Here is a 15,565-nt window from a genome sequence, read left to right on the forward strand (position 1 = left end):
GGTGGGTTCAAGATCAATTGCGGCATCGGAGGATGTCTCGCTCCGCGCCGCCATTCTGATGGTAGTCCAGCCTTCACATCGGATCGCGCCCACCAGGGCGTCCGAGAATTCACCGGCGCGAACAATCACCACAGGCCAGCTGCGCGTCGCGCCAGCTCAAATTGTCTAAGGGGTGTGAGCCACATCGGCGCCGATGCCGACGACGACGCGCAGGGCTGTGTGCCCTGCACGGCGAACAGCTTCGATTGTCTTGAGACGTTCCTGCGCAGCTGCCGCGTGGCAGGCGTTGAAGGATAGCGTCGCGCCATTGCAGTCTTATGCGATGCGTGAATGGCTGCGCAGTGCCGAGCGTTCGCGGCGAGCCATCCGACAGAGCTTGCGCTTGCGGTACACGAGATGCGCCGACGCCACGTCGCGCAACACGAGAGTTCTCGGTGAACTGCGATGATTCATGTGACCCTAACCCGCAAGAATTTTTCGCAGGTCAACACAGCGGCGGCCTCCCCGCTCAAGCGATATTGGGCAACTACCGCTCTTGCGCCAAAAGCTCCGGCATCGTTTCGCAAGCTTGTGGATCGGCGACGGTATTGGCTGGAGACAGAGACGATCTGCCGGAGAGTTGCAGGTTCCGCCCCACTTCAATGTCGAGCTCGGCCTCGTCCTTGCCGATCTCGATACGGCGCCCCTGCCTTGGGAAGCACTGCCGTGAGCCCAGTTGAGCACGGATGCTCACGATTTGCCCGCTCGGCTGTTCGGGGAAAAAGTAGTACCCGTCTTGATCGGTCGCGGTAGAGGAGATGCGTCCGGACTCTGTCGCCGCTCGAACTTCCACTCCCGGCGCCGGCATCCGGCCGTCCAGGGTGACGCGGCCCGCGATCAACTTGGCGCCGTCCGAAGCCTGACCGTTCCCGGAGGGCCGCAAAGCCCTGAAATTTTGCACATCGAGCGTCGTGCCGGCAGGCGCGTTCATCAACGACACCCTCACCTCCTTGACCCTTCCGAGCGGGAGGCCGGGCCGACGCCAGTCGTCGCCCTCGTCGATGAATTTGGACCAAGCCAACTGCGTCACATCGAGGGTGTGCGATACCCACTCATCGAGCTTCTTCAGACGCGGGACAGACCAGGTGCTGGACGACACACGCCCATCCGGCGGCCGATCTTCCAGAATGGAAACCGTGCCGCCATCGCCAACGGGAATCTCACGCGGGCCGGCCGCGCCGCGCATTCCTGGCCGAAGACGGTCAACCAGGACGACCGTCTCGGCGGGCAGTCGCGATCGAATCGGCCTCCCCCGGATTCGCTCGCCAAAACCGGGACTTGCAGCGACGGGCGAGAGACTTTCAATGATCTCGCCCCGGATGCCGCCGACCTGGCGGCGGCTGATGCCAACCCACGGAAGCCAGCCAGTCTCGGCCCATACATGTTATTTTTCAAGTACTTAGATGCCGCGCATGGGATGGCTGGGGCGGGAGGGATCGAACCTCCGAATGGCGGAATCAAAATCCGCTGCCTTACCGCTTGGCTACGCCCCAACGCGCCGATCGAAGGCCACGCCGGTCTATAGGGTGAGTTCGGCCTTTTCAACAGGGCGGCGCGCGAAAAGGCAGGAAAGCCGCAGGTTGATGCCGGCACCCTTATCATAGGGCGGCGCCGCGGTGGCCGAAACAGACCGGGCGATGTCCGCTCGGACAGTTGAGAGGTCGCTGGTTTCATGGGAAGACAATTTCCAAACGCCTCCTCGGGAGTAACGCCATGACCTACCGTGCGCCGATCAACGACATACTGCTGTCCCTCAATCATGGCGCGGGGCTCGCTGCCGCCGTGGCGGCCGGCCACTACGGCGACTTCGACGGCGACATCACCGCTGCCGTCCTGGAAGAAGCCGGCAAATTCGCCTCCGATGTGCTGGCACCGCTGAACAAGGTCGGCGACGAGCACGGCATCAAGCTCGACAACGGCAAGGTGACGACTGCGCCCGGCTGGCCCGACGCCTATCGGCGCTGGACCGCCGCGGGATGGAACGCGGTGTCGGGACCGGAAGCGTTCGGCGGCCAGGGCCTGCCGCTCGCGATCAACGCCGCCTGCACCGAGATCTGGAGCGCATCGAACGTCGCCTTCGGCCTCTGCCCGCTGCTGACGCTGTCGGCGATCGAGGCGCTCGATGCCCATGGCAGCGCCGAGCTGAAGAAGACCTATCTCGAGAAGCTCGTCACCGGCGAATGGACCGGCACCATGCAGCTCACCGAGCCCAACGCCGGCTCCGACGTCGGCGCGCTGCGCGCCCGCGCCGAACGCGCACCCGACGGCACCTACCGCATCAAGGGCACCAAGATCTTCATCACCTATGGCGAGCACGACATGACCGACAACATCGTGCACTTCGTGCTCGCACGATTGCCCGATGCGCCCGCCGGCACCAAGGGGATCTCGCTGTTCCTGGTTCCGAAATTCATGGTCAATGCCGACGGCTCGCTCGGCGAGCGCAACGACATCCATGCCTCCGGCGTCGAGCACAAGCTCGGCATGCACGCCTCGCCGACCTGCACCATGACCATGGGCGACAAGGGCGGCGCGACCGGCTTTCTGATCGGTGAGGAAAACGCTGGCATGCGCTGCATGTTCACGATGATGAACCAGGCGCGGCTCGGCGTCGGCCTCGAGGGCGTCGGCATTGCCGACCGCGCCTATCAGCAGGCGCTGGCCTATGCGCAGGAGCGCCGCCAGGGAAAAGCGGTCGGCCACAAGGGCGACGGGATGGATCCGATCATCGTGCATCCCGACGTCAAGCGCATGCTGATGCAGATGCGCAGCATGACGGCGGCGGCGCGCACGATCTGCTACGCCACCGCGGTCGCGCTCGACGTCTCGGTGCGCGCCAAGGACGCCAAGGTCCGTGCCGACGCCGCGGCACGCGGCGCGCTGCTGACCCCGATCGCCAAGGCGTTCTCCACCGACATCGGCAACGAAGTCGCCTATCTCGGCGTGCAGGTCCATGGCGGCATGGGCTTTATCGAGGAAACCGGCGCCGCGCAGCATTACCGCGACGCCCGCATCACCTCGATCTATGAAGGCACCAACGGCATCCAGTCGATCGACCTCGTCACCCGCAAGCTCGGCGCCAATGGCGGCGCTTCGGTGTGGGCGCTGCTCGACGAGCTCGCCGCCACCATCAAGCAGGTCGAGACCTCCAACGATCCGGCGTTCGGCACCACCGGCACGAAGCTCCGTGACGCCCATGCCGCGCTCGAACGCACCAGCAAATGGCTGCTCGAGCGGCTGGCATCGGCGCCGAACGAGGCGCTGGCCGGCGCGACGCCCTATTTGCGGCTGTTCGGCGCCACCCTCGGCGGCTGCATGCTTGCCGGCGAGGCACTGGCCGCCAAGGCGAACGGCGACGCCGAGCCGCAGCGCTACGTCGCACTGGCGCGCTTCTTCGCCGAGAACATCTCGGTGCAGGCGCCGTCGCTGGAGAAGACGGTGACGGAGAGCGCCGAGGCGGTGACCGGCGCGGATGCGGTGCTGGCGGGGTAGGATGCTTTCCGCCGCCCTCATCGCAATTGTCGTCCCGGCGAAGGCCAGGACGACAGTGAATGTGTGGCGCGGCCGCGGAGTCATGGACTCGCGTTCTCGCGACATGAATCGTCCGGGCTTTTTTTATTTCTGATAAAGCGAAATATCTTTGCCGCGGGCGCTTGCGCCGTCGGGCAAATCAGTGATTGGGCTTCCGCGATCCCGTCGGCACCGACCAGGACTCCCGTCGCATGCCAATCGGTTTAGCAGTCAAGGCAAGAAGCTGCACGACCGTTTCGTCAACGATCCTGGCGAGACGAGCGAAACTCCATGGGACCGTCCAGCAGATCATGCTTGCGGGCAGACTGATCGATCCGGCTGGCCGAATGATCTGCCATTGCGTTGATGGCCGTGCCGGCGAGGTTCTGCGCACGCTGCCGTCGTACCTCGTCCTTCGATCGAACATCCCGGTCTTCGGCTCGCCGACGACAGAGTTCGTCAGAGATGCGTTCCTGGAGACATCCATTGCCTCGATAAGGTCGCTGCTTCATCTTGCACGCTCCCTCCAACAGGATTGCGGTACGGAGGACTAACTCTCTCGGGGGCCGCTGGTTCGCGGTGCCAATTGACTTAGTGCCGGGAATTTCGGCGCCAGCAATCTGGGCTTCTTCGGCGGAGCCGCAATCAATCCATCCCGTATCGCCTGCTTGCGGGCAAGCTTGCGAGCTCGCCGCGCGGCCTCGGCTTTCTCCCGAACCTTTCTTTCCGAAGGCTTTTCGAACGAGCGGCGGCGCTTCATCTCTCTGAAGACGCCTTCGCGCTGCATCTTCTTCTTTAGAACGCGCAGTGCCTGGTCGATATTGTTGTCCCTGACAAGAACCTGCAACGGATCACCTCTCGCGGTAGAAGACACGTCAAGCGCACAAATACGAATGCCCGCTCTATCGGTGACAGAGCGGGCCGCACTGCCATTCCAGTACATCCGTGAAACGGCAGCCGATCAACAAGGTGACGAAAGCTTCAGCCGCAGCACTGATAGCACTGCGCCTTCCCTTTCATCCGACGATGTCTTTGGAAAAGGGTCCCCTGGGACCGATCTACAAGGCTCAAGGCCAGTCGATACAATACAAGTATACACTTATCTCAGCTATGCAAGGCACAATTGCCAGTTTCCGAGGTTTATCTCTCGCGCTTCAAGCGTTCGAGATCGTAGCCGGAAGACGGTAGCGGCCCCGAGCGAGCGCGTGAGCGGTTCCTTGAATCGATATCATTGTTGCGTAGCAAATTCGGACCCGCTGACGCAGAGTGCGGCGCTGCCGGGTGAATTCAGCGCGCCGGCATTCGAGAGCCTGGGCAGCTCCCACCGCAAAGAGGGAGCCGCAATTGGCAACCCGCTATTATTTCGACATCCGCAACGGCGAGGAACTCTATGCCGACAGGCAGGGTATCGAGCTGCGCGACGAGGAGACTGCTGCCCACGAAGCGATGCAGTCATTGCTCAGCATGACGAAAGACAACCCGCCGTTGGACAAACACAGTTTGTTGGCGTTCGAGGTCCGCACGGACCAAGGGCCGCTGTTTCAGGTCAGTCTCAATCGGGGCATAACGAAGCACCAGGGGCGTCGGCGCGCAACCGAACGCCAATAACTTGGCCGGCGTCCGCGCAGCATTTTCGATGCTGATCAGATCAGAACCGAAGCGCTAGATTCTTGTTTGACGCGTTCTCTTCACGCGCCCCGGCGTCCACACCGCACGAAAACGCTCTAGTGATCGGACAGGCTGCCGACGATCGATGCGCGGCGGGACAGTTCAATCCAGTTGCCATCCGGATCGAGGATCATGGAAATCCGCGCGACCTCGCCAAGCGTGACCGGTGCGAGGCCCTCGCGCACGCCCTTGGCGCGCAGCCCGGCATGCACGGCGTCGATATCGGCGACTTGCAGCGTGATGTAGCGCCAGCCGCGCGCGCCCCGAACCGGATCGACGGTCGCGGCCCGATCTTCACTGAGCAGGATCAGGCTCTAGCCGAGGCGAAACGCCGGACCGCCCGACCAGGATTGCTCGGCGAAGCCGAGAATATCGCCGTAGAATTTGCGATGCGCGGCGAGGTCGCGCACGGCCATGGAAACGGCAACTTGGGTGATGCCGTCATGTCCGGGCGCCACCAGGCAAACCCCGTTGCCGTCGGGATCGGCCATGCGCTGCGGCGCTCCAACGCCGTCTCGCGCAACGATCAGCTCGCGATAGCCGCTCGGTGCCGCATCCGGCAGCGGCTCGACATGATGGTTGAGCTTGATGACCGAACCATGCGCGTCGTGCCGGTATTGCTTCTGCCCGCGCCGGATCGGTTGCACATGATCGAAGCGAAGCCCGGCATCCTGCTGCCAGAACCGCAGCATCGGCTCCAGATTGTTGGTGGAAAGGCCGACGTCGATCACGTTCTTCGCAAGTTGCATGTCCAGTTTCCCCAGCCGCCGTGCGCGCTCGCTGGGTCGGCTCAGCCGGGAAAGCGATCGCCAAACATCGGCAGTCCGCTGCGCGACTGTTCGCGCGTCGCCTCATCCTGGATGACGTGCCAGTGCTCGGCGAGCACGTCACCCTCCATGCGCACGATGTCGGCGACGACCCATGCCGCCGGTAGGCCATGACCGCTGAACCGGCCGTGCAGAATAACGAAATCGCCGCTCGCCGTGCCGACATGGTTCTCATAGCACAGCGTCGCGGGCAAGCCCTTGACGAGATCGAATAGCCCGTCCCGGCCGGGCGCGATATACGCGCTGTGCTTGATGTAGCGCTACGACCAGAGCCGCTCGGCCGCGGCGCCCGCCTGATCCATTCAATCCAGTGAGGACCAATATGCCGGCAAGCCTCGTTCAGACCTTTCGTGCCTTTGCTTACAACAACGCCTGGGCCAATCATCGCCTGCTCACGGCATGCGCCGGCCTCAGCCAGGCGGAATTTGCTGCCACGCGGACCGGGTTCTTCCCAAGCCTGCAGGCGACGCTGAACCACATCCATGTCATCGACCTCTTCTACGTCGATGCGCTCGAAGGCGGCTGGCTCGGGCCGAAAGCGTGGGCGAACGAGGTACCCTACCCGTCCGTCGCAGAGCTGCGACCTGCGCAGCGCGCGATTGACCAGCGCCTGATCGTTCACTGCGACGCGTTGACGCCCGAGCGGCTCGACGACGTCGTCAATGTCAATCGCGACAGCTCGGTGCAGACCGAGCGGCGCGACCGCCTTCTGATGCATTTGTTTCAGCACCAGGTCCATCATCGCGGCCAGGCCCACGCCATGCTCTCCGAAACTACCGTCAAGCCGCCGCAGCTCGACGAATTCTTCGCCGCCGGCGAGATCCCGCTGCGGGCAGCCGAGTTCAAGGACCTTGGCTGGAGCGAAGCCACCGTGTGGGGCGGCTGAACGCAAGGTTTCCGCCCGCGACAAGTCCCGCGCGATCGGGTTCCAGATCCGGAACAAGGTCTTGAATCCGGCCCCCTCCACGCTCACCTGTCGATGAAACGTGGGGAACTTTCGAATGCCTTTTGCCAATCATCGGGGCCAGCGCATCCATTATACCGTCGAAGGATCCGGACCGCTGATCGTGCTGCAGCACGGACTGCTGCTCGACGCCGCGAGCTGGAAGCAATGCGGCGTGGTCGACGCGCTTGCCGACCGCTTTCGCGTCGTCTGCGTCGATTCGCTCGGGCACGGCTTGAGCGACAAGCCGGCCGATCCGGCACTCTACGACCAGGCGCAGCGTGCCGGCGACATCGTCGCGGTAATCAACGATCTCGGCGGCGAGCGCGCGCATGTGGTGGGGCATTCGATGGGCGGCTGGGTCGCCGTCGGCGTCGCCAGATTTTTCCCGACGCGATTGGCGTCGCTGGCGATCGGCGGCTGGGATTTCCTTACCGGATTGCCGCGCGGCAACGCCGGCCCGCTGACCTATGGCGCCTTCATCACCTTCGCCCGCCGCACGGTGCCGCAGCTCGCCGAATGGGTGACGCCGGATCTGGAAGGCGGCGTGCGCGCCTGCTTCGATGCGCTCGGTCAGGTCGATGGCGCCAAGGACGCGGTGCTGTCCTCGCGGGTGCCGGTGCTGCTCTGGAACGGCCAGGACGACGGCCCGCATGCGCCGATGGAGCGTTTTGCCGCGGAGAACGGCCTCTATGCGATGTCGGTGCCCGGCGATCACCTCGGTGCGCTGCTCGAGCACGGCGCCGCGATCGGCCGCGGCATCCGCTCGTTCGTCGGACGTGCGTAGAGAGTCTGAGACGAGGTCGACTGGCAGCTAGGCCGGCTCAGGCATCTGCGCGAGCAGCTTGTCCAGCGTGATCGGGTAGTCGCGCACGCGCACGCCGGTAGCGTTATAGACCGCATTGGCGACCGCGGCTGCGACGCCGCAGATGCCGAGCTCGGCAACGCCCTTCGCCTTCATCGGCGATGACATCGGATCGGTCTCGTCGAGGAAGACCATGTCCTGATGCGGAATGTCGGCATGCACCGGCACCTCATAGGCCGCGAGGTCGTGCGTGATGAACAGGCCATGACGCTTGTCGATCACCAGATCCTCCATCAGCGCGGCGCCAACGCCCATCGTCATCGCGCCGATCACCTGGCTGCGCGCCGCTTTCGGATTGAGGATGCGGCCCGCCGCGCAGACCGCGAGCATCCGCCGCACGCGAATTTCCGCCGTGTCGGCGTCGACGCCGACCTCGACGAAATGCGCGCCGAAGGTCGATTGCTGATAGGTCTTGGCGAGATCGCCATACTCGATGGCGTCCTCCGCCACGAGATCGCCCGCACCGGCGGCCTGCGCCAGCGGTACGCTGCGATTGCCGGAACGGACCACGCCGTCGGCGAACACCGCCTCTTCGGAATTGAAACCGAGCTTCTGCGCGATCGTCTCGCGCAGCTTGACGCAGGCCGCATAGACGCCGGCGGTGGAATTGTTGCCGCCCCACTGCCCGCCGGAGCCGCACGACACCGGAAAGTCGGAGTCGCCGAGCCGCACGACAACCTTGTCCAGCGGCACGCCCATCATCTCCGCCGCAGTTTGCGCGATGATGGTGTAGGAGCCGGTCCCGATATCGGTCATGTCGGTCTCGACCGTCACCGTTCCCTGCCGGTCGAGACGGACGCGTGCCGCCGATTTAGTCACGAGGTTGTTGCGGAACGCCGCCGCAACGCCCATGCCGACGAGCCAGCGCCCGTCACGGACCTGGCCGGGTTTCGGATTGCGCTTGCTCCAACCGAAGCGCGCCGCGCCCTCGTTCAGGCACAGCACCAATTGGCGCTGCGAGAAGTGCCGCTGCGGATGCTCCGGATCGACCTGCGTGTCGTTGGTGATCCGCAGCGCGACCGGATCGACACTGAGCTTTTCGGCAAGCTCGTCGATCGCGATCTCGAGCGCCATCATGCCGGAGGCTTCCCCGGGCGCACGCATCGCGTTGCCCTCGGGCAGATCGAGCGCCGCCAGCCGCGTCGCCGTCATCCGGTTGGCGCCGGCATAGAGCAGCCGGGTCTGGCTCACCGCCATCTCGGGCTCGCCGTCCTTGACGTTGCCGGACCAGCCTTCATGACCAATCGCGATGATCCTGCCGTCGCGTTCGGCGCCGATGCGGATGCGCTGAATCGTGGCCGGACGGTGCGTGGTGTTGTTGAACATCAGCGGACGTTGCAGCGCCACCTTGACCGGACGGCCCGCCGCACGCGCCCCGAGCGCGGCGAGCAGCACCTCGGCGCGCAGAAACAGTTTGCCGCCGAACCCGCCGCCGATATAGGGCGACACCAAGCGGACATTCTCCTTGGCTATCCCGAGCGTCTTCGCCAAATCTTCCACGCCCCAGGCGATCATCTGGTTGGAGGTCCAGACCGTGAGCTTGTCATCATCCCATGCCGCGATCGAGGCATGCGGCTCCATCATCGCGTGGGCCTGATCGGGCGTGGTGTAGGTGGCATCGAGTTGCACGGGTGCAGCGGCGAAGGCGGCCGGGAAATCGCCGACCGCCGTATCGGCCGGTCCGCCGATCTTTGGATCCGGCGTGCTCGCCTTGTCCCGCTCCGCGGCGAGATCGAATTTGCCTTCGCCTCGGACATAATCAATCCGGACCAGTTGTGCCGCGGCACGCGCCTGCTCGAAGGTTCCGGCGACGACGACGGCGACGGCCTGGTGATAATGCGCGATCTCGGGCCCGCCGAGCAGCGGCGCGGCGTTGCGCTCGCCCTTGCCGAGCTTGCCGGCGTTGTCGGCAGTGACGATGGCGAGCACGCCGGGCGCAGCCTTTGCCGCCGCGAGGTCGATCGCGGCGATCCGGCCTTTGCCGATCGCAGAGCCGATAACATAGCCATAGGCTTGGTTCGCCACGACGTCGTGCCGCTCATAGGCGTAGGGCGCAGTGCCGGTGGTTTTCAGCGGCCCTTCGATCCGACTGGTGGGATGGCCGATTACCTTGAGCTGATCGATCGGATTGAAGGTCGCGGGATGTTCAAAACGCATGATCTCAAGCCCTCATCTCAAGCCTTGGCCTCGCGCAGCACCGCCGCCAAGGTTCGCTCGGCGAGCGGCAGCTTGTACGCATTGTCCCTGGTCGGCTTCGCATCGGCGAATAGCCGTGCAGTGACCGCCTTGGCGCCATCAGGCAATTCCATTTCCGCCGCCTCGACCCGCCACGGCTTGGGCGCGACGCCGCCGAGCGCGACGCGGCCGGTGCCGTCGCGCTGCACGATCGCAGCAACCGAGACCAGCGCGAACGCATAGGAGGCGCGGTCGCGCACCTTGCGATAGGTCTGCGCGCCGCCGACCGGCTTCGGCAGCACCACCGCAGTGATCAATTCGCCGGGCTGCAGGACGGTCTCGATGTCCGGGCTATCGCCGGGCAAACGATGCAGGTCGGCGATTGGAATGCTGCGTGTGGTGCCGTCGGGCCGCACGGTCTCGACCACAGCGTCGAGCGCGCGCATCGCCACCGCCATATCGCTCGGATGGGTCGCGATGCAGGCTTCGCTGGCGCCGACCACCGCGTGCTGGCGGCTGAAGCCGCCAATCGCGGCGCAGCCGCTGCCGGGCTTGCGCTTGTTGCAGGGCAGATTGGTGTCGTAGAAATACGGACAGCGCGTCCGTTGCAGCAGATTTCCAGCCGTCGTCGCCTTGTTGCGCAACTGGCCGGAAGCACCGGCGAGCAGCGCGCGCGACAGCACGCCATAGTCGCGTCGCACGCGCGCATCTGCGGCCAGATCTGTGTTGCGCACCAGCGCACCGATCCGCAAACCGCCGTCAGCGGCTTGCTCGATGCGGTCGAGCGCGAGGCCGTTGACGTCGATCAGATGCGCTGGCGTCTCGATCTCGAGCTTCATCAGGTCGAGCAGATTGGTGCCGCCGGCGATGAACTTGGCGTTCGCGGTGCCGGCGGCGGCTGCGGCCGCTGCGCCCGGCGACGCCGCGCGCTCATAGCTGAATGATCTCATGCGCTCCTCCCGGCGACCTCGCTGATCGCCTCGGCGATGTTGGAATAGGCGCCGCAGCGGCAGATGTTGCCGCTCATGCGCTCACGGAGCTCGGCATTGGTCAATCGCACCGGCGCGTTCAAATCGGCCGTGACATGGCTCGGGATGCCGGCCTTGACCTCGGTCATTACCGCGACCGCCGAGCAGATCTGGCCCGGCGTGCAATAGCCGCATTGGTAGCCGTCGTGCTCGACGAACGCCGCCTGCAGCTGATGCAGCGCGTCCGGCCTACCGAGACCTTCGATCGTCGTGATCGCGTCGCCCTGATGCATCACGGCAAGCGTCAGGCACGAATTGATCCGCCGCCCGTCGACGATCACCGTGCACGCACCGCATTGGCCGTGGTCGCAGCCCTTCTTGGTACCGGTTAGATGCAGCTGCTCGCGCAGCGCGTCCAGCAGCGTGGTCCTGGTATCGAGCTCGAGCCGATGGGTTTCGCCGTTCACCTCAAAGGATACTTTTGTCATTACAGGCGCTCCGTTCGGGGCAGATTGGGCGGCCGCAGGCGGCGGCTTCGCGATCGACGACGCTGCCAGCGAGGCGGCTCCGACAATCAACAGATGGCGCCGGGATAGTTCCAAACGACCTGATATCTGCATGCCGCTCTCCTCCAGTCAGCCGAACGCGGAACCACGACAACGACGCGTCGGCTCGGCTTGTCAGCTGAGGGGAATGCCGCAGGCGGCGGAATGTTTCTCGCGGGAGGTTAAACTGCTCGCGAGCACCACGGCGGCTGTGGGCGGGCCACGTGCGCCATTATGGCGCGACTGCCCGCACCCGCGGCATCGTCGTGCACCTCCAGCCTACGACCAACGTCTCCTGCCTAGAATCGCGAAATTCCGGTTAGCTGCATTGCGCCGTTCTCATGCTCGCCCACGTGGAAAAGCAGAGCAGAACACGCTGGAGCCCTTGGGGCTTGCACGGGATCATGTAGGATGGCGTCACGACCGCTACCGGCGACGCTGCCGGCCGACACTCGGACCGCTTACTCTGGGACTGCTTGATGACCGCGCATGTCATAGTCACCGACGAAGCCGCCACACGCGTGATCCGGCTGCGCAGGCCCGAGAAGAAGAACGCGATCACCCAGGAGATGTTTCGCGCGATCAGCGATGCGATCGACAAGGCGCAGAACAATCCGAAGATCCGCTGCCTGATCATCACCGGCGGCTCCGGCGTGTTCACCGCGGGCAACGACATCGAGGACCTGCTCGCGCAGGGCACCTCGACCGGCGAGACGCCGCCCGCCTCCGACCTGGTCAAGTTCCTGTATTCACTGGCCCACAATGTGAAGCCGATCATCGCCGCCGTCGATGGCGTCGCGATGGGCATCGGCACCACGATGCTGTTTCACTGCGACTATGTGCTGGCGAGCAAGGCCGCGCTGTTCTCGACGCCGTTCTCCAGTTTCGGCCTGGTGCCGGAAGGCGCCTCCAGCCTGCTGATGCCGCGCATGATGGGCCATCAGCGCGCCTTCGCGATGCTGGTGATGGGCCGCACCATGTCGGCCGACGACGCCCGCGTCGCCGGCTTCGTCAACACCGTGGTGGCGCCGGGGCATGCCGAGGTCGAGGCGCACAAGGTGGCGCGCGAGATCTGCGCGCTGCCGGCCGAGGCGGTGGCGATCTCGCGACGCCTGATCCGGCTGCCGCCCGAGGACGTCACCCGCCGCATCGAGCAGGAGAACCATCTGTTCAGCGAGCGGATGCGCTCCAACGAGGCGGTCAGCGCCTTCAAGGCCTTCATGGCGCGCACGAAGGATTGAAACGAAGCGTCGCAAAATTGTAGTGGCGTCGCGCCATGATCGTGTGTTCCATGATCGTGCACGCCCTGGACAGGTCATGAGACAGCCCCGCCTTACGCCCCTCGCCGCGCTGTGCGCACTCGGACTGGCCGCGGCAGGCCCCTGCCAGGCGCAGACCGCAGCGCCGGTGAGCCTGCGCATTCTCGCGATCAACGATTTCCACGGCTATCTGCGGCCGCCGCCGGGCGGCATCCGCATCACCGATCCCGCTGACGCGGCCAGGAAGATCATGGTGCCCGCCGGCGGCGCCGAGCGATTATCCACCGTCGTCAAGCAGCTGCGTGAAGGCCACAACAACAACATCTTCGTCGCGGCCGGCGACCTGATCGGCGCGAGCCCGTTTTTGTCGGCGATGTTTCACGACGAGCCGACTATCGAGTCGCTGTCGATGATGGGGCTTGCGATCTCGTCGGTCGGCAACCACGAATTCGACGAGGGCAAGGACGAGCTCCTGCGGATGCAGAAAGGCGGCTGCCACCCGGTCGACAAATGCCAGGGGCCGCATCCCTTCCTGGGGGCCAAATTCCGCTATCTCGCCGCCTCCACGATCGACAAGGCCTCCGGCAAGCCGGTGTTTCCGCCCTACGAGATCAAGGAATTTGACGGCATACCGGTGGCCTTCATCGGGTTGACGCTGAAGAACACCCCGAACCTGGTATCGCCGGCCGGCGTTGCCAGCCTGGAATTCCGCGACGAGGTCGAGACCGTCAATGCGCTGGTCCCCGAGCTGAAGGCGAAGGGCGTCGAGGCGATCGTGGTCTTGATCCACGAAGGCGGCTTTCCGACCGGCGACTATAATGAATGCCCCGGCATCTCGGGGCCGATCGTCGACATGGTCAAGAAGTTCGATCGCGCGGTCGACGTCGTGATCTCCGGCCACACCCACCAGGCCTACGTCTGCGAGATCGATGGACGGCTCGTCACATCAGGCGACAAATACGGCACGCTGGTCACCGCGATCGACCTTCAGCTCGATCCGAACAGCCACGACGTGATCAGCGCCAAGGCCGACAACACCATCGTGAAGATCGGCGGCACAGCCAAGGACCCGGAGCAGAGCGCGCTGCTGGAATCCTATGACCGGCTGGCCGCGCCGATCGCCAACCGCGCGGCAGGCTCGGTGACGGAAACGCTGTCGCGCACGCCGGCCGAGACCGGCGAAAGCCCGCTCGGCGATATCGTCGCCGACGCACAGCTGCGTGCCACCGGCTCGGAGCCGAACGGCGGCGCGGTGATCGCCTTCACCAATCCCGGCGGCGTGCGCACCGACATCGTCAAGCGCGAGGACGGCGCCGTCACCTATGCCGACATCTTCGCCAGCCAGCCGTTCCGCAACCAGCTGGTGACGATGACGCTGACCGGCAAGCAGCTCAAGGACGTGCTGGAGCAGCAATGGGCCGACCCGAAACGGCCGCGCGCCCTGCAGGTCTCGAAGGGCTTCGCCTATGCGTGGGATGCGAGCAAGGGCGACGGCGCGCGCATCATCGCGGCGCGGATGTCGCTCGACGGCAAGCCGATCGACCCGGCCGCGAGCTATCGCGTCACCGTGAACAATTATCTCGCAGAGGGCGGCGACGGCTTCACGGTGTTCAAGGAAGGAACGGCGCAGCAGTTCGGCATCTACGACGTCGATGCGCTCTATGCCTATTTCAAGGCTAACAGTCCGGTCGGCCCGGCGGCCGGAAAACGGATCGAGCGGATCGATTGAATTGCGGGCATGGAACATCCGTGGGGCGGAGACAGGGCTTTCCGGCGGGCCGGTAACGGCCTAAATTAGGCGCTCCTCGCACGCGCCCCAAATGCGCCAGGAATTTGCATGACACTGCTTCTGACGCACACCGCCTGCCTCGAACACCTGACCCCACCCGGACATCCCGAACGCCCCGACCGGTTGCGCGCGGTTGCCGAGGTGCTCGGCGAAGACCGCTTCAAGGCGCTGGTGCGCGACCTCGCGCCGGAAGGCGACCTCGACAGCGTGCTGCTCTGTCATGGCGAGCACTATGTCGGCGAGCTGCGCCACATCGCGCCGACCTCCGGTATGATCTATATCGACGGCGACACCTCGATGTCGCCGGGCACCTGGGAAGCCGTGATGCGCGGCGTCGGCGGCGCGGTGGCGGCGACCGATGCGGTGATGGAGGGCAAGCACCAAAACGCCTTCGTCGCGGTGCGCCCGCCCGGGCATCACGCCGAGAAATCGACGCCGATGGGCTTCTGCTTCTTCGACAATGTCGCGATCGCCGCGCGTCACGCGCAGCGCAAATACGGCATCAAGCGTGCCGCGATCATCGATTTCGACGTCCATCACGGCAACGGCACGCAGGATATCTTCTGGGCCGATCCGACCGTGATGTACTGCTCGACGCATCAGATGCCGCTGTTCCCCGGCACCGGCGCTTCAGGCGAGCGCGGCGAGCACGACACCGTCGTCAACGCGCCGCTGGCGCCCGGCGACGGCGGCGCCAAATTCCGCTCCGCCTTCGAGAACCTGATCCTGCCGCAGCTCGAGAAGTTTTCCCCCGAGCTCGTCGTCATGTCGGCGGGCTTCGACGCGCATCACCGCGATCCGCTGGCCTCGATCAACCTGACCGGCGAGGATTTCGGCTGGGTCACGCGCAAGCTGATGGACCTCGCCGACAAGAGCGCCGGCGGCCGCGTCGTCTCCGTGCTGGAGGGCGGCTACGACCTCGAGGGCCTGAAAGAGTCGGTGGCATCTCACGTCACCGCATTGATGGGCGGGTAAAT

The 15,565-nt window shown here is 65.0% G+C and carries 16 protein-coding genes and 1 tRNA gene; 7 read left to right on the forward strand and 10 right to left on the reverse strand.

What is annotated here, in order from left to right; all coding sequences use genetic code 11:
* Positions 1-526: 526 nt before the first annotated feature.
* The gene (locus tag HAP47_RS30320; protein WP_173641425.1) at positions 527-1,225 is read right to left on the reverse strand and encodes a carboxypeptidase-like regulatory domain-containing protein; all 699 of its coding nucleotides are present in this window, start codon (positions 1,223-1,225) and stop codon (positions 527-529) included.
* A gap of 232 nt (positions 1,226-1,457) precedes the next feature.
* A tRNA-Gln gene (locus HAP47_RS30325) sits at positions 1,458-1,532 on the reverse strand.
* 220 nt (positions 1,533-1,752) lie between these two features.
* Between HAP47_RS30325 and HAP47_RS30330 the strand changes: the two genes are divergently transcribed.
* On the forward strand, positions 1,753-3,531 hold the full coding sequence (locus tag HAP47_RS30330) for an acyl-CoA dehydrogenase (RefSeq protein ID WP_173641424.1): 1,779 nt from the start codon (positions 1,753-1,755) through the stop codon (positions 3,529-3,531).
* A gap of 278 nt (positions 3,532-3,809) precedes the next feature.
* On the opposite strand, the gene HAP47_RS30335 is transcribed toward HAP47_RS30330, so the two are convergent.
* Together HAP47_RS30335 and rpsU are read right to left on the reverse strand one after the other, a co-directional pair.
* Complete coding sequence (locus HAP47_RS30335; RefSeq protein WP_173641423.1) at positions 3,810-4,061, reverse strand: hypothetical protein; 252 nt, start codon at positions 4,059-4,061, stop codon at positions 3,810-3,812.
* A 38-nt stretch (positions 4,062-4,099) separates the two neighbouring features.
* Complete coding sequence (gene rpsU / locus HAP47_RS30340; protein WP_173641422.1) at positions 4,100-4,396, reverse strand: 30S ribosomal protein S21; 297 nt, start codon at positions 4,394-4,396, stop codon at positions 4,100-4,102.
* Positions 4,397-4,893: 497 nt separating this feature from the next.
* Here rpsU and HAP47_RS30345 point away from each other — a divergent pair, with 497 nt between their 5' ends.
* Complete coding sequence (locus HAP47_RS30345) at positions 4,894-5,157, forward strand: DUF6894 family protein (protein ID WP_173641421.1); 264 nt, start codon at positions 4,894-4,896, stop codon at positions 5,155-5,157.
* A gap of 116 nt (positions 5,158-5,273) precedes the next feature.
* Here the strand turns inward: HAP47_RS30345 and HAP47_RS30350 are convergent, their stop codons facing one another.
* The 3 genes from HAP47_RS30350 to HAP47_RS30360 form a co-directional block, all read right to left on the reverse strand.
* Entirely contained in the window at positions 5,274-5,429 is a 156-nt protein-coding gene (locus tag HAP47_RS30350; protein WP_231168468.1) for a VOC family protein, read from the reverse strand.
* 102 nt (positions 5,430-5,531) lie between these two features.
* Positions 5,532-5,966: a hypothetical protein gene (locus HAP47_RS30355; protein ID WP_231168469.1), complete on the reverse strand. Its 435-nt coding sequence runs from the start codon at positions 5,964-5,966 to the stop codon at positions 5,532-5,534.
* Positions 5,967-6,007: 41 nt separating this feature from the next.
* Entirely contained in the window at positions 6,008-6,238 is a 231-nt protein-coding gene (locus HAP47_RS30360) for a hypothetical protein (protein ID WP_173641420.1), read from the reverse strand.
* 128 nt (positions 6,239-6,366) lie between these two features.
* Here HAP47_RS30360 and HAP47_RS30365 point away from each other — a divergent pair, with 128 nt between their 5' ends.
* Together HAP47_RS30365 and HAP47_RS30370 are read left to right on the forward strand one after the other, a co-directional pair.
* Positions 6,367-6,930, forward strand: a complete 564-nt coding sequence (locus HAP47_RS30365) for a DinB family protein (protein ID WP_173641419.1) — start codon at positions 6,367-6,369, stop codon at positions 6,928-6,930.
* A 115-nt stretch (positions 6,931-7,045) separates the two neighbouring features.
* Positions 7,046-7,774, forward strand: coding sequence for an alpha/beta fold hydrolase (locus HAP47_RS30370; protein ID WP_173641418.1), 729 nt, complete (start codon positions 7,046-7,048; stop codon positions 7,772-7,774).
* 27 nt (positions 7,775-7,801) lie between these two features.
* On the opposite strand, the gene paoC is transcribed toward HAP47_RS30370, so the two are convergent.
* From paoC to paoA, 3 genes are read right to left on the reverse strand one after another with little or no spacing between them, the layout of a single operon-like run.
* Positions 7,802-10,009 carry an aldehyde oxidoreductase molybdenum-binding subunit PaoC gene (gene paoC / locus HAP47_RS30375; RefSeq protein ID WP_173641417.1) on the reverse strand — a complete coding sequence of 736 codons (2,208 nt, stop codon included), beginning with the start codon at positions 10,007-10,009 and terminating at the stop codon, positions 7,802-7,804.
* A 17-nt stretch (positions 10,010-10,026) separates the two neighbouring features.
* On the reverse strand, positions 10,027-10,977 hold the full coding sequence (locus tag HAP47_RS30380; protein ID WP_173641416.1) for an FAD binding domain-containing protein: 951 nt from the start codon (positions 10,975-10,977) through the stop codon (positions 10,027-10,029).
* A complete protein-coding gene (paoA, locus tag HAP47_RS30385; protein ID WP_173641415.1) occupies positions 10,974-11,615 on the reverse strand; it encodes an aldehyde dehydrogenase iron-sulfur subunit PaoA in 642 nt (213 codons plus the stop codon). The genes HAP47_RS30380 and paoA overlap by 4 nt, the downstream gene beginning before the upstream one ends.
* Before the next feature lie 404 nt (positions 11,616-12,019).
* On the opposite strand from paoA, the gene HAP47_RS30390 reads away from it, so the two are divergent.
* The 3 genes from HAP47_RS30390 to HAP47_RS30400 all read left to right on the forward strand — a co-directional run bounded on the left by HAP47_RS30390 (position 12,020) and on the right by HAP47_RS30400 (position 15,563).
* Complete coding sequence (locus tag HAP47_RS30390) at positions 12,020-12,781, forward strand: crotonase/enoyl-CoA hydratase family protein (RefSeq protein WP_173641414.1); 762 nt, start codon at positions 12,020-12,022, stop codon at positions 12,779-12,781.
* Positions 12,782-12,857: 76 nt separating this feature from the next.
* Positions 12,858-14,528 (forward strand): bifunctional metallophosphatase/5'-nucleotidase, encoded by a 1,671-nt coding sequence (locus tag HAP47_RS30395; protein ID WP_173641413.1) that lies wholly within the window; start codon positions 12,858-12,860, stop codon positions 14,526-14,528.
* 108 nt (positions 14,529-14,636) lie between these two features.
* Positions 14,637-15,563: a histone deacetylase family protein gene (locus HAP47_RS30400; RefSeq protein WP_173641412.1), complete on the forward strand. Its 927-nt coding sequence runs from the start codon at positions 14,637-14,639 to the stop codon at positions 15,561-15,563.
* The last annotated feature ends 2 nt before the right edge of the window (positions 15,564-15,565 follow it).

The organism is Bradyrhizobium sp. 41S5, assembly GCF_011516665.3.
In the GTDB taxonomy this organism is placed as follows: Bacteria; Pseudomonadota; Alphaproteobacteria; order Rhizobiales; family Xanthobacteraceae; genus Bradyrhizobium; species Bradyrhizobium quebecense.

What these genes read in the sequence shown, in the direction of transcription:
- HAP47_RS30320 (WP_173641425.1), bottom strand. Translation starts at nt 1,225, where the DNA reads ATGCGCGGCGCGGCCGGCCCGCGTGAGATTCCCGTTGGCGATGGCGGC.
- HAP47_RS30330 (WP_173641424.1), top strand. Translation starts at nt 1,753, where the DNA reads ATGACCTACCGTGCGCCGATCAACGACATACTGCTGTCCCTCAATCAT.
- HAP47_RS30335 (WP_173641423.1), bottom strand. Translation starts at nt 4,061, where the DNA reads ATGAAGCAGCGACCTTATCGAGGCAATGGATGTCTCCAGGAACGCATC.
- HAP47_RS30355 (WP_231168469.1), bottom strand. Translation starts at nt 5,966, where the DNA reads ATGCAACTTGCGAAGAACGTGATCGACGTCGGCCTTTCCACCAACAAT.
- HAP47_RS30365 (WP_173641419.1), top strand. Translation starts at nt 6,367, where the DNA reads ATGCCGGCAAGCCTCGTTCAGACCTTTCGTGCCTTTGCTTACAACAAC.
- HAP47_RS30370 (WP_173641418.1), top strand. Translation starts at nt 7,046, where the DNA reads ATGCCTTTTGCCAATCATCGGGGCCAGCGCATCCATTATACCGTCGAA.
- paoC (WP_173641417.1), bottom strand. Translation starts at nt 10,009, where the DNA reads ATGCGTTTTGAACATCCCGCGACCTTCAATCCGATCGATCAGCTCAAG.
- HAP47_RS30380 (WP_173641416.1), bottom strand. Translation starts at nt 10,977, where the DNA reads ATGAGATCATTCAGCTATGAGCGCGCGGCGTCGCCGGGCGCAGCGGCC.
- paoA (WP_173641415.1), bottom strand. Translation starts at nt 11,615, where the DNA reads ATGCAGATATCAGGTCGTTTGGAACTATCCCGGCGCCATCTGTTGATT.
- HAP47_RS30390 (WP_173641414.1), top strand. Translation starts at nt 12,020, where the DNA reads ATGACCGCGCATGTCATAGTCACCGACGAAGCCGCCACACGCGTGATC.
- HAP47_RS30395 (WP_173641413.1), top strand. Translation starts at nt 12,858, where the DNA reads ATGAGACAGCCCCGCCTTACGCCCCTCGCCGCGCTGTGCGCACTCGGA.
- HAP47_RS30400 (WP_173641412.1), top strand. Translation starts at nt 14,637, where the DNA reads ATGACACTGCTTCTGACGCACACCGCCTGCCTCGAACACCTGACCCCA.